At 68.6% G+C, this 13,311-nt stretch carries 9 protein-coding genes and 1 pseudogene; 8 read left to right on the top strand and 2 right to left on the bottom strand.

Annotated features, from left to right (window positions below; genetic code table 11):
• The first annotated feature begins 1 nt into the window (after position 1).
• From QNO09_RS30970 to QNO09_RS30935, 8 genes are all read left to right on the top strand, one after another.
• A complete protein-coding gene (locus tag QNO09_RS30970) occupies positions 2 to 967 on the top strand; it encodes a carbohydrate ABC transporter permease (protein WP_283973565.1) in 966 nt (321 codons plus the stop codon).
• The gene (locus QNO09_RS30965; protein WP_283973564.1) at positions 967 to 1,794 is read left to right on the top strand and encodes a carbohydrate ABC transporter permease; all 828 of its coding nucleotides are present in this window, start codon (positions 967 to 969) and stop codon (positions 1,792 to 1,794) included. The genes QNO09_RS30970 and QNO09_RS30965 overlap by 1 nt, the downstream gene beginning before the upstream one ends.
• A 3-nt stretch (positions 1,795 to 1,797) precedes the next feature.
• Positions 1,798 to 3,000, top strand: a complete 1,203-nt coding sequence (locus tag QNO09_RS30960) for a mandelate racemase/muconate lactonizing enzyme family protein (protein WP_283973563.1) — start codon at positions 1,798 to 1,800, stop codon at positions 2,998 to 3,000.
• Entirely contained in the window at positions 2,997 to 3,314 is a 318-nt protein-coding gene (locus tag QNO09_RS30955; protein WP_283973562.1) for an SDR family oxidoreductase, read from the top strand. Before QNO09_RS30960 ends, QNO09_RS30955 begins: the two co-directional genes overlap by 4 nt.
• 119 nt (positions 3,315 to 3,433) lie before the next feature.
• A complete protein-coding gene (locus tag QNO09_RS30950) occupies positions 3,434 to 4,336 on the top strand; it encodes an RNA polymerase sigma factor (RefSeq protein ID WP_283973561.1) in 903 nt (300 codons plus the stop codon).
• Between the two features lie 508 nt (positions 4,337 to 4,844).
• Complete coding sequence (locus QNO09_RS30945; RefSeq protein WP_283973560.1) at positions 4,845 to 6,326, top strand: RICIN domain-containing protein; 1,482 nt, start codon at positions 4,845 to 4,847, stop codon at positions 6,324 to 6,326.
• A gap of 307 nt (positions 6,327 to 6,633) precedes the next feature.
• The gene (locus QNO09_RS30940; protein WP_283973559.1) at positions 6,634 to 9,486 is read left to right on the top strand and encodes a glycosyl hydrolase family 95 catalytic domain-containing protein; all 2,853 of its coding nucleotides are present in this window, start codon (positions 6,634 to 6,636) and stop codon (positions 9,484 to 9,486) included.
• A gap of 65 nt (positions 9,487 to 9,551) precedes the next feature.
• Positions 9,552 to 10,862 (top strand): ricin-type beta-trefoil lectin domain protein, encoded by a 1,311-nt coding sequence (locus tag QNO09_RS30935; RefSeq protein ID WP_283973558.1) that lies wholly within the window; start codon positions 9,552 to 9,554, stop codon positions 10,860 to 10,862.
• 574 nt (positions 10,863 to 11,436) lie between these two features.
• Here QNO09_RS30935 and QNO09_RS39755 read toward each other — a convergent pair.
• Positions 11,437 to 11,604, bottom strand: a pseudogene (locus QNO09_RS39755) (helix-turn-helix domain-containing protein); the annotation flags it as partial.
• A gap of 127 nt (positions 11,605 to 11,731) precedes the next feature.
• Positions 11,732 to 13,249 (bottom strand): aldehyde dehydrogenase, encoded by a 1,518-nt coding sequence (gene adh, locus QNO09_RS30930; RefSeq protein ID WP_283973557.1) that lies wholly within the window; start codon positions 13,247 to 13,249, stop codon positions 11,732 to 11,734.
• Positions 13,250 to 13,311: the final 62 nt, after the last annotated feature.

The following is a 13,311-nucleotide window of genomic DNA, read 5'->3' as shown; positions in this document are numbered from 1 at the left end:
CATGTCACCCGTTGGTTCGTCGGTCCGCGCCGCTCAAGGGGCGCGAGCAGGTGAGGCGGTAGGTGGCCGCGGCCCGGCGTCGAAATCTCCGCGGGTCCGGAACGGCCGTCGCGCCGAACGCCTCGCCCCCTACGTCCTGGTCGCTCCCGCTGTCCTGATCATCGTGGTGCTCCGGCTGTGGCCGCTGGGGTTGGGAGTCAGCTTCTCCTTCACCGGTGACGGCGAACGCAACGGCGTCACGGTGGGGCTCGACAACTACGCGGAGCTCATCGACGACCCGCTGTTCCGCACCGCGCTGCGCAACGTCGGACTGCTGGTGCTGCTGCTGCCGGTCGCGGTCGCGATCCCGGGACTGCTCGCCACCTTCATCTACCTGCGGGTGCCAGGACACCCGTTCTTCCGGAGCGTCTACTTCTTCCCGGCTGTGCTCTCACCGGTGATCGTCGGCGCGATCTTCAACCTGCTCCTGGCCTTCGACGGTCCGCTGAACGCCGTGCTCGGCGGCTCAGGGGTCGGGCCGGTGGACTGGCTCGGCGATCCCGACGTAGCCATCTTCGCCGTCGTCGGCGTGCACATCTGGGCGACGTCAGGGATGGCGCTGGTGGTGTTCCTGGCCGGGTTCGCGACCCTGGACTCCGCACTTCTGGACGCCGCCCGGGTCGACGGCGCCTCGCTCGCGCGAATGATCTGGCACGTCATCATCCCGGGTCTGTCCCGCACCATCCAGTTCGTCGTCGTCACCACGATGATCGGGATGCTGACCTCGATGTTCGGGCTGCTCTACGTCATGACCAGTGGTGGCCCGGAAGGGTCGACCTACCTGCCGGAGTACTACATCTGGGTCCAACAGGGGCAGATGAGCCTCCCGGCGCTCGCGTCGGCCGCGTCCACAGTCCTCTTCCTCATCATGCTGGTCGTGGGTCTGCTGCAGGTCGGCCTGCTGCGCCGGGCGGGGAGGGAGGACTGATGTCCCGCCTGGGCCCGGGCAGATGGCTGGTCGCCGTGCCGATGGCGCTCCTCGCCCTGGCGACGATCTACCCCCTGCTGTTCACCGCCAACGTCGCGATGAAGACCCGCCGGGAGTACATCCTCGACCGGTTCTCCCTGGCGAGCACTCTCCGGTGGGACAACCTCGGCACCGCGTGGAACAGCGTCGGCATGGGACGGTACTTCCTCAACTCCGTGATCGTGGTGGCCTGCGCCGTAGCGCTGTTACTGCTCATCGGGTCCATGGCCGGGTTCGCGCTGGCTCAAGTGCGGTTCCGCGGCTCGTCCGCGCTGGCCCTGGTCTGCCTCGCGGCACTGTTCATCCCGTTCCAGGTGATCATGGTGCCGCTGGCCAGGATCATGGCCGACGGCGGTCTCATCGACACCTATCCGGGGCTGATCCTCGCCTACGTCGCGCAGTTCCTGCCGTTCACCGTCTTCCTGATGACGAGCTACTACCGAGCGGTGCCCACCGAGCTCGTCGACGCCGCACGGATCGACGGAAACACCCTGTACGGCGTCTACCGGCGCATCATGCTGCCGATGGGTGCTCCGGCCCTGCTGTCGGTGGGCATCCTCGACGCGCTGTTCTGCTGGAACGACGTGCTCATCTCGCTGCTGATGATGCCGTCGGCAGACCATCGCACCCTGATGGTGGGCATCACCTCACTGCGCGGCCAGTACTCCGCCGACATCCCCACCTTCGCAGCCGGTGTCCTGATCGCCGGGCTACCCGTGTTGGTGACCTACCTCTTCCTGCAGCGCCAGATCGCCGACGGCGTGACGGCCGGCGCGACGAAGGGCTGACGCATGCGCATCACCGGGTACAGAACCCTGACGACGGTGCAGCAATGGGGTCGACCTGTCGGTGACGCCAACGGCGTCTACCTCGACGGCGTCGTGCCCGTGCCGGTCGTCATCGTCGAGACCGATGAGGGGATCACCGGAGTCGGCCTGGGACCGCACGTGGAAGCCGAGACGATTTTCGCCGCCCTCGACGGCCAGGACCCGCGCGCGGTGACCGCCCTCTACGACCGCATGCTGCGGCACACCTTCAAAGCCGGGCATGCCGGCGTGGTGTTCGGCACGATCGGCGCGTTCGACACGGCGTTGTGGGACATCAAGGCACAGGCCGTGGGTGAGCCGCTGTGGCGGTTGCTCGGCGGCAACGACCGCGTGGTCCACGCCTACGCCTCCGGCCTGGACATCGGCCTCACCGACGACGAGCTCGTCGCCGCCTACCGGGTCTATGCCGAACGCGGGCTGAGGGCCGCGAAGCTCAAGGGCGGCCTGGACATCGAGCGTGACCGGCACCGGCTGTCGCTCGTACGCGAGGTACTGACCGAGGCCGCGCACGGGACCCGGCCAGGGATCATGCTGGATGCGAACGAGTCCTGGAGCCGCAAGCAGGCGGTACGCCACGTCGGTGAACTGGAACGCACGCTCGACCTGACCTGGATCGAGGAGCCGGTCCGGCGCTGGGACGCCGACGGCCTGGCCGCTGTCAGCCGTGGCGTACGGACGGCGGTCGCCAGTGGGGAGAACCTCACCGGCCTCGAGCAGTTCCGCCCGCTGATCGCGGCGGGAGGCGTCGACATCGTCCAGACGGCCGCGGTCTGGGGAGTCACCCACTTCCTGCGTGTCGCCGCGCTGGCGCACGCCTACGACCTGCCGGTCAGCCCGATCGGCAACACGCCTGTCGCGCTGCTGCACGCCGCGACGTCGGTGCCCAACCACCTCGTCAGCGAACTGCAGGGCCTGCGGCCGCCGAACGGCGTCGCGATGGACCTGCACGTCGAGGACGGCGCCTTTGTGCTCGGCGACACGCCGGGCCTGGGCATCCGGATCGACGAAACGGTGATGACCGCGGCCCGTCAGCGAACGGCACACGCACCCGACGGACCGCACATACGGCCGGAGCGGGCCGGCCGGCGGCTGCTCGCGGTCACCCCTGGACCATGCAGATCCACCGCGGAAGGGATGTCCGACACCATGGGTATGGAGGATCGATGAAGGCGGTTGTCTACCGCGGGGCCCGCACCCTCGAGATCGAGAGCCGGGTCGCCGAGGTGCCGGCCCTGGCGAAGGAGTGGGGCGGGCGCGGCGTCAACGTCAACGCCATCGCACCGGGCTGCATCGCCACCGACAACACCGAGGCGTTACGCGCGGACCCTCAGCGCGACCAGGCGATCCCTGGCCGGATCCCGGCCGGTCGCTGGAGACGCGCCGACGATCTCGCCGAGGCCACGGTGTTCCTCGCCTCCACGGCGTCGGACCATGTCGACGGCAATGTTCTTCCCGCTGATGGCGAATGGCCGGGGCGATGATGGGCCGCCCAGCGTTACCAGCCGGCCGCACCCGAGTCGATCGTACGTGCGAGCCCGAGGGTGGCGACGTGCGCGGCACCTGGGGCGGCCCTGCCCGAGACAACGTGTCCGGGCTCGTGATGCGTGCCGGCCGACCCGACGAGACGAGCCTGGTCGTCGCCGCACAGGCCGGCGATCCACGAGCGCTCGACGACCTGGCCGCGACGTACCTGCCGCTGGTGTACGCGATCGTGCGCAGGGCACTGGGTGAGCTCGCGGACGTCGACGACGTGGTGCAGGAGACGATGCTGCGGGCGCTTCCCGAGCTGCGCACGTTGCGCGCCCCGGAGTGCTTCCGGCCCTGGCTGGCCACGATCGCGACACGACAGATCAGCACCCATCTGCACCGGCGGGAGGCGGACGCCGAACGGACGGCCCCCCTCGACGAGATGACCGACCCGCCGGACGCCGACGCCGAGAACCTGGCCCTGATCCACGTCGAGCTGTCCGGTCATCGCCGAAAGACCGTATGCGCCAGTCGATGGCTCGACCCGGACGCCCGGGCGCTGCTGTCGCTGTGGTGGCTGGAGACCGCGGGCCGGCTGACGAGGGCGGAGCTCGCGGCGGCGCTGGGAACGAGCGTGGCTCACGCGGGTGTGCGCGTCCAGCGGATGCGCAACCAGCTGGAGCTGAGCCGGTCACTCGTCGCCGCGCTGGAAGCCGGCCCCCGGTGCCCACAGCTGACCGCCGCGCTGGGGGGCTGGGACGGCGTACCGAGCACGCTGTGGCGTAAGCGCATCACCCGGCACACCCGATCCTGTGCGGACTGCTGCCGGGCCGCCGACGAACTGGTACCCCTTGAGCGGCTGATCGTCGCCTTGGCGCTGCTCCCCGTCCCGCTGGCGCGGTCGGCCACGGTGCTCGACAAACCTGCGCTCGCCGGGGCGACCGAGAATGCCGTCGTGATGGGAACCGAGCCGGCCGAGGTCGGCTCCGCGCCGGTTGCCGGCGTCAAGGCTGGGTTGATCGGCCAACTCGCCTGAAGGCCGCTCGAGCACCCAAGTCCTCGCGTTCGGCGACGGCGCCGTGCTTTTCGGCACTACGGCGACTGCGACTGTTCAAGCCGGCCGTCGATAACGAAAACTGCCGCGATTTACACGCGTCCGTCACTCCAATTCGCCGCCTGAAAAGGTTATGAGGGGTGGTCGTCAATAGTCCCGCTTCTCCGATTAGTTGCACGACGGCTCAGGCCCACATATATCGACGGTTCCCTCTTGAATGGACCATGGCGATCTGTCAATGTTCTAGTTGTCGACGCGTAACGTTCCCATTCATGACCTGTGAAAGCGGAAGCCAAAATGGAGCGAGGCTTTCCAGGCGCCACGGCAGCGGCATGACGCTGACATGCTCGCTGCGCGAGCGATCTGGGAGGGGGCCGGCGCGGAGAGGGCAAGCTCCGCGCCGGCTCGGCCGGCTGCCGGCAGGCGGCCAACGTCAACGGATCCTGCACAGCGCAGACGTGACCACACCGCCAACCGGGAAGGCACGACCATGCCCCACACCCGTCGCCGGCGCTACCTCGCTCGGGCGCTCGCCTGCATCCTGACCGTTCTCAGCGCGCTCGCGGTCGTCGAGCACCAGAGCGCCTCGCCGGCCGCCGCCGACACCGCCCGGTTCCGCGGCGTCAACTGGGCCCGGCTCGGTGACAACTTCCACGGTGGACCGCTGGTCCTGCACGGGTTGAGCGGCTCCGACAGCTACCAGACGGTCGTGGCGAAAGCCAACGCCATCTACACCGGCTTCGAGGACAACCTCGGCGCCAACACCGTTCGGCTCCCGATCAACACCTACACAGTCGGGACGAGCTGGTGGAGCGCGTACACGGGCGCGATAGACGCAGCCACCGCGAAGGGATTCAAGGTCGTCCTCTCCTACTGGGACGACGGGGTGGCCGCCCGCGGTGGTCGCATCGTCAACCCGAGCGCCTTCGACACCATGTGGAACACCGTGCTCGCCCGGTACGGCACCAACAGCCTCGTCCACTTCGAGCCGATGAACGAACCGGGGGGGCACAGCGCCGGCGAGTGGGCGAACGTGGTGAGCAACTGGATCAGCAGCCACCCGTCGATTCCGCGGAACCGCATCTTCGTCAGCGGCGCCGGCCTGAACACCGACATCAGATCCATGTGCGCCGACCGCCGCCTTGACGGGACGTTCCTGTCGCTGCACCACTACACGTTCTTCAGCGGCGCGAAGAGCTACGACGAGTGGGTGGCGTACCTGCGGAACGCGATCGGCTCCTGCGCCGACCGCACTGTCGTCGACGAGTTCGGCGCGCCGATGGATACCGGGCTCAACTACCACGACGCCGACAGCACCGACAACTTCGTGCGCTACTTCCGGGCCACCACTACGGTGCTCCGGGAACTGCGGATCGGCTCCATCTACTGGCCCGGGCTGGGCGGGAAGATACGCGCCGGCCAGGGCGACGACTGGTATGCCATGCAGAAACTGCACGGCACCGGTACCAACCTCACGCTCAGCACCCCCAGCGCCAGCGGCCGCGAGCGCCTCAGATACGGCTGGGGCTTGGATGGCGACGCCCCGGCCCCGACCAGCCTGCTGCGCAACGTCAGCACCGGGCGCTGTCTGGACATTCCCGGCGGGACCACGGCGAACATCCAGGTCCAGGTATACACCTGCGCCAACACGGCTGGCCGGCAGTGGACCTTGACGGCCGGCGGACAGATCACCGCACTTGGGGGCCAGAAGTGCCTGGATGCGTACAGCAGCGGGACGACGAACGGCACCGTGGTCGGCACGTGGGCGTGTAACGGCGGCGACAACCAGCGTTGGACGGTGGGCGCTGACGGCACCATCCGCAGCGTTCACTCCGGCCTCTGCCTCGACGTGAACACCGCCACCTTCAAGGTGCAGCTGTGGGCGTGCTGGGGCGGCGACAACCAGAGATGGCAGATCCAGAACAGTGACGCGCGACGCGACGCCCGACTCGGCGTACACGGTGGACGGTGACCGCCGGCCGCGGCCGAGCCGATGGCGACAGCGACGCCACAGCAGACGGTCTGCCGGCAGCTCAAGGGTCGTTTTGTTCTACGAGGCGAAGAGGTTCGCCACGGGCGCAAGAACGCGCTCCGCATGGGTCACGTCATCGGGTACGCGCACTCGTTCACCCACGAGACGCGCTACTTCCTGACCGCGGTGGCCGACGGCATCGACCCCGTGCCGTCCTTTGCTGACGCCCTCCGGCCGTCGCCCTTTCACCGGCGGTTTGTCATCACCGAAGCCAGTGACCTGCTCCAGTCCGTGAAGGGAGAGCGACATGTCCGAGGTGACACGCAGACGGTTTCTCGCCGCCGGGGCGGCGGCTGGAGCAGGGATCGTGCCGGGTGGGTGGACGGCCATGGCCAAGGGCGGCTCGGCCGCGCCGCCGGAGGTCCTGGCCGCCAACGACCTCGCCCTGTGGTACGACAAGCCGGCCGGCGCGGACTGGCTGCGGGCACTGCCGATCGGCAACGGACGCCTCGGCGCGATGGTGTTCGGCAACGTCGACACCGAACGGTTGCAGCTCAACGAGGACACCGTCTGGGCCGGCGGTCCGTACGACTCCGCCAACACCCGCGGCGCGGCCAACATCGCGGAGATCCGGCGGCGGGTCTTTGCGGACCAGTGGGGGCCGGCGCAGGACCTGATCAATCAGACGATGCTGGGCAGCCCGGCCGGACAGCTGGCCTACCAGCCGGTCGGAAACCTTCTGCTCTCCTTTGGCAGCGCTACCGGTGCGTCGCAGTACAACCGGACGCTCGACCTCACCACCGCCACGGCCATCACGACCTACGTGCTGAACGGCGTGCGGTACCAGCGTGAGGTGTTCGCCAGCGCACCTGACCAGGTGATCGTGGTCCGGCTGACGGCCGACCGGGCCAACTCCATCACCTTCAACGCCACATTCGACAGTCCACAACGGACCACGGTGTCCAGCCCGGACGGGCCCGCGATCGCCCTCGACGGCATCTCCGCCACCATGGAGGGCATCGCCGGGCGGGTCCGGTTCCTCGCCCTGGCCAACGCCACCGTGACGGGCGGCACGGTCAGCAGCTCGGGCGGCACGCTGCGGGTCTCCGGCGCCACCAGCGTGACGGTGCTGGTGTCGATCGGCTCCAGCTACGTCAACTTCCGGAAAGTCGACGGCGACTACCAGGGGATCGCGCGGAGCCGCCTCAACGCTGCCCGCAACGTCGGCATCGACCAACTACGCAGCCGGCATCTCGCCGACTACCAGGCGCTGTTCGCCCGGGTGTCGGTCGATCTGGGACGTACGACGGCGGCCGACCAGCCGACCGACGTACGGATCGCACAGCACGCGCAAGTGAACGACCCGCAGTTCTCCGCCCTGTTGTTCCAGTTCGGCCGGTATCTGCTCATCTCGTCCTCGCGGCCGGGCACCCAGCCGGCGAACCTGCAGGGCATCTGGAACGACCAGATGGCTCCGTCCTGGGACTCGAAGTTCACCATCAACGCCAACCTGCCGATGAACTACTGGCCCGCCGACACGACGAACCTGTCCGAATGCTTCCTCCCGGTCTTCGACATGATCAACGACCTGACCGTGACCGGCGCCCGGGTGGCCCAGGCGCAGTACGGCGCCGGCGGCTGGGTGACGCATCACAACACCGACGCGTGGCGGGGCGCCTCGGTCGTCGACGAAGCGCGGTGGGGGATGTGGCAGACCGGCGGCGCATGGCTGGCCACCCTGATCTGGGACCACTACCTGTTCACCGGTGACATCGACTTCCTCCGCTCGAACTATCCGGCCCTGAAGGGCGCCGTCCAGTTCTTCCTCGACACCCTGGTCGCCCACCCGACGCTCGGATACCTGGTCACCAACCCGTCGAACTCCCCGGAGCTCACTCACCATGCGAACGCCACCGTCTGCGCGGGGCCCACCATGGACAACCAGATCCTGCGCGACCTTTTCAACAGTGTCGCCCGCGCCGGCGAAGTCCTCGGCGTGGACGCCACCTTCCGCGCTCAGGCAGCGGCGGCCCGGGACCGGCTGGCGCCGACGCGGGTCGGCTCCAGGGGCAATATCCAGGAGTGGCTGGCCGACTGGGTGGAGACCGAGCGGGCTCACCGGCACGTCTCCCACCTGTACGGTCTGCATCCGAGCAACCAGATCACCAAGCGCGGGACACCCCAGTTGCACGAGGCCGCGCGGCGTACGCTGGAGCTGCGCGGTGACGACGGGACGGGATGGTCGCTCGCGTGGAAGATCAACTTCTGGGCACGGATGGAGGACGGCGCCCGGGCCCACAAACTGATCCGGGACCTGGTGCGGACGGACCGGCTCGCGCCCAACATGTTCGACTTGCACCCACCGTTCCAGATCGACGGCAACTTCGGCGCCACCTCGGGCATCGCGGAGATGCTGTTGCAGAGCCACAACGGCGAACTGCACGTGCTGCCGGCGCTGCCGGCCGCCTGGCCCACCGGGCGCGTGAGCGGACTGCGCGGACGCGGCGGATACACCGTCGGCGCCGAGTGGAGCAGCGACCGGATCGAGTTCGTCGTCACACCCGACCGAACCGGTGCCGTCCGGGTGCGCAGTCGGATCTTCGCCGGCGACTTCACGCTGCAGGACGATTCCAGCGGCGAGCCGGTCCAGCCGAAGCGGCTCGAGGCCGATCTCATCGAGTTCGCCGGCCGGGCCGGCAACACCTACCGCGCGTCCGCACGCAGGTCGGGGCCGGTGGAGGCCGGCGTGGCCTATCGGCTGGTGGCCCAGCACAGCGGCAAGGCCGCCGACATCAACGGTGCGTCCACGGCCGCCGGTGCGCGGCTGATCCAGTGGCAGATCACCGCCGGTCTCAACCAGCACTTCGAGTTCCTGCCCTCCGACGGCGGGCACTACAAGATCCGGGTCGGGCACAGTGGTCTGGTCCTGCACGTCGCCAGTAGCAGCAGCGGCGCCGACATCACCCAGCAGCCGGATACCAACGCCGCCGGCCAGCAGTGGCGGGCAGTCGACCACGGCGGTGGCGTGATCAGTCTGGTCAACCGGCAGAGCGGCCTCGCCCTGGACGTGTGGGAGGCCTCCACCGCCGACGGAGCCCGCATCTCCCAGTGGGCAGCCACTGGTAACACCAACCAGCGATTCCAACTCCACCGCATCTAGGGCCAGGGCGAACTGCGGCCCGACCAACCAGGGAGAGCCATGTCACCGAGCAGCGAGGGAGTCGCATGATGTCGATCCGCAGATTGTTCTTCGGGCGAGCCGTGGTAGCGGCACTGCTCGTTCTCGCCATGGTCGGCGTGGCAGGAGTCAGCGCTGCGGCCGGCACGTCGCCCACCGCCGGGGCCACACTTGCGGGGACTGCCGGATGCGGGCGTGCCCCCACACTGACGAACGGTACGCACACGATTCAAAGCAGCGGTAAGAATCGCTCCTTCATCCTGAGCATCCCCGAAAACTACGACAGCACCCGCCAACATCGACTGGTCTTCGGTTTCCACTGGTTGGGTGGCACCGCCGGGCAAGTCGCCGGCGGCGGAAGCGATGGCGATGTCTATGCCCACTACGGACTCCGGCGACTGGCGAACAACAGCGCGATCTTCGTTGCTCCGCAGGGCATCAACAACGGCTGGGGCAACTCAGGCGGCGAGGACGTGACCTTCGTCGACGACATGATCAGGCGTATCGACAACGACCTCTGTGTCGACACCACGCAGCGCTTCGCCCTCGGGTTCAGCTACGGCGGAGCTATGAGCTACGCACTCGCATGTGCCAGGCCGAACGTTTTCCGTGCGGTCACCGCGATAGCCGCGCCTGGCGGGATCAGCGGGTGCAGCGGGGGCACCCAGCCCTTCGCGTACATGGGAATCCACGGCATCAATGACAACATCGGCGCCGGTCGCGGGATGCGGGACAGGTTCGTCAGGAACAACGGCTGTACTCCCCAGAACCCGCCGGAGCCTGCGCAGGGCAGCCGCACCCACATCACCACCGCCTACTCAGGCTGCCGAGAGGGGTATCCGGTCGTCTGGGCCGCGTTCGACGGAGGTCACCAGCAAGGCCCCGTGGACGGGTGTGCCGGCTGTGAGAGCGGCGCCAGGAGCTGGGTCAAGGAAGAGATCTGGAGCTTCTTCACGGGTGCTGACCCGACCCCGAATCCGACCACATACCGGCTGCGGAGCCAGTCCGCCGGCCGATGCCTGGACGTCAGCGGTGCCAATTCGTCCAACGGCGCCCAGATGATCATCTGGGACTGCCACACCGGTACCAACCAGCAGTTCACTCAGACCGGACAGACCCTGCGGGTGATGGGTAGATGCCTGGACGTGCCGAGCAACGCCGCCTCCGGCGCCCGAGCACGGATCTGGGACTGCGCCGGCGGCGCGAACCAGCAATGGAATGTGAACACCGACGGAACCGTCAGCAACGTCCAGACCGGACTCTGCCTGGACGTCAACGGCGGCAGCACCGCCAACGGCGCTGCGGTGATCGTGTGGAGCTGCCACACCGGCGTCAACCAACGCTGGGCCCGAGCGTAAGCAGAGGTGTGAAGGAGGCCGCAGTAGTCGCGGCCGCCTTCCTCTCCAGTCGGCCCAGCCTTTCGGAAGTCTGTCTCGGCCTGACCGCACCCTGGGCCCAGCGGGCTCGTTGCCGTCGGCGCCATGGCCGTCATCGGGTCTGACCGTGCCATGCCAATAGCTGGGCGAGTCAGAACGTCAAACATCAGGCGAAACGAGTCGGCGGCCCGGCCGGTGTGCAGCACGACGGCCACTGCCACGAGGACGCCGCTGAGCCCGAGCCTGCCCACGGTGAGGTGCCGCGCCGCAGCCGTGCCCCGGCGCTGACTACTCCAGCGGTGGCGGCGCGGCCGACGCCCCAGCCGAGCGGCACCAAGCGCGTTACGTGGGCAGAGTTCGTCGAGGCCGGGTTGTTCAGGCAGTACCGTGCCATTCCCGTCCCTCGCGGATGGCGATGGCGGCATCGGCGCGCTGTGCGCGGGCGTGCCGGTGCAGCTCCTCGGTAGAGGGCGATGGTGCGGCGGCTGGGTTCGACCCGGCCGGCACCGGGCCGTCGGCCGGGTCGGCCGGCAGCCGGCCGACCCGGCGGGGTTGACCGCGTTACCCTGCGCCAGCGCTGCACCGACCGGACGCTGACCCGTAGGTCGTGCGCGATGACCGCGTTCTCGTCGCCCTGGGCGAACCGCTCGGCCGCCTCCACCCTCGACTTCTCGCGGAAGGCCCGCCGCTCGTCGGTCAGCCCGCCCCCTTGCGCATACCTCATGCAGTCTGCATACCGCAGGGATCATGAGCCGTCGGCCCTTGCCGATACCACGCGCTGAAACTCAGTAGATGTGTGCCGAGAAGGGCGCCTGAAGAGTGTCCTCTCAGGTCAGGCGCCCTTTCTACGCCTAGAAGAAGCCCAGCTTCTGCGGCGAGTACGACACCAGAAGATTCTTCGTCTGCTGGTAGTGGTCGAGCATCATCTTGTGGGTCTCGCGGCCTATCCCGGACTTCTTGTAGCCGCCGAACGCCGCGTGGGCCGGGTAGGCGTGGTAGCAGTTCGTCCAGACCCGGCCCGCCTTGATGGCGCGGCCCAGGCGGTAGGCCGTGTTGCCGTCGCGGGTCCAGACGCCCGCGCCGAGGCCGTACAGGGTGTCGTTGGCCATCTTCAGGGCCTCGTCGACCGAGTCGTACGTCGCGACCGAGACGACCGGGCCGAAGATCTCCTCCTGGAAGATCCGCATGTCGTTGCTGCCGCGGAAGATGGTCGGCTCGATGTAGTAGCCGCCCTCCAGGCCCGGCACCGCACGGGGGTTGCCGCCCGTGACGACCTCGGCGCCCTCCTTCCTGCCGATGTCCAGGTAGGAGAGGATCTTCTCGTACTGGTCGTTGCTCGCCTGCGCGCCGATCATGGTGGCCGGGTCCAGCGGGTCGCCCCCGACGATGGCCTCGGTGCGTTCGACGCAGCGGGCCATGAACTCGTCGTAGATCGACGAGGGGATCAGGGCGCGGGACGGGCAGGTGCAGACCTCGCCCTGGTTGAGGGCGAACATCACGAAGCCCTCGACGGCCTTGTCCAGGAAGTCGTCGTCGGCGGCCATGACGTCGGGCAGGAAGATGTTGGGGCTCTTGCCGCCCAGTTCCAGGGTGACGGGGATGATGTTCTCGCTCGCGTACTGCATGATCAGGCGGCCGGTGGTCGTCTCGCCCGTGAACGCGACCTTCGCCACCCGCGGGCTGGACGCCAGCGGCTTGCCCGCCTCCACGCCGAAGCCGTTGACGACGTTGACCACGCCCGGCGGGAGCAGGTCGGCGATCAGCTCCATGACGTAGAGCAGGCTGACCGGAGTCTGCTCGGCCGGTTTGATGACGACGCAGTTGCCCGCGGCCAGCGCGGGGGCGAGCTTCCACGTGGCCATGAGGACAGGGAAGTTCCACGGGATGATCTGGCCGACCACGCCCAGCGGCTCGTGGAAGTGGTAGGCGACCGTGTCGGCGTCGATCTCCGCGATGCTGCCCTCCTGCGCGCGGACGACGCCGGCGAAGTACCGGAAGTGGTCCACGGCCAGCGGGATGTCGGCGGCCAGGGTCTCGCGGACCGGCTTGCCGTTCTCCCACGTCTCGGCGACGGCGATCTTCTCGAGGTTCCGCTCGATGCGGTCCGCGATCCTGTTGAGGATGTTCGCACGTTCCGTCGTGGAGGTGCGGCCCCACCGGTCGGCAGCCCGGTGCGCGGCGTCCAGGGCGAGGTCGACGTCGGCCGCGGTGGAGCGGGCCACCTCGCAGAAGACCTCGCCGGTCACGGGGGTCGGGTTCTCGAAGTAGCGGCCCTCGACGGGCGCTGTCCATTCGCCGTCGATGAAGTTGTCGTAGCGGCGGGCGAAGGTGACGATGCTGCCGTCGGTTCCGGGCTGCGCGTACACCATGGCGGCTCTCCTCGGTGAAGGGCGTGCGGGGCGGGCGACGGACCCTGCCGTCGCGTCGGCCC

This window comes from Streptomyces sp. 378, assembly GCF_030124145.1.
Lineage (GTDB): Bacteria > Actinomycetota > Actinomycetes > Streptomycetales > Streptomycetaceae > Streptomyces.
The sequence above is the reverse complement of the archived record's forward strand: the minus strand, read 5'-3'. Positions and strand labels throughout refer to the sequence as shown.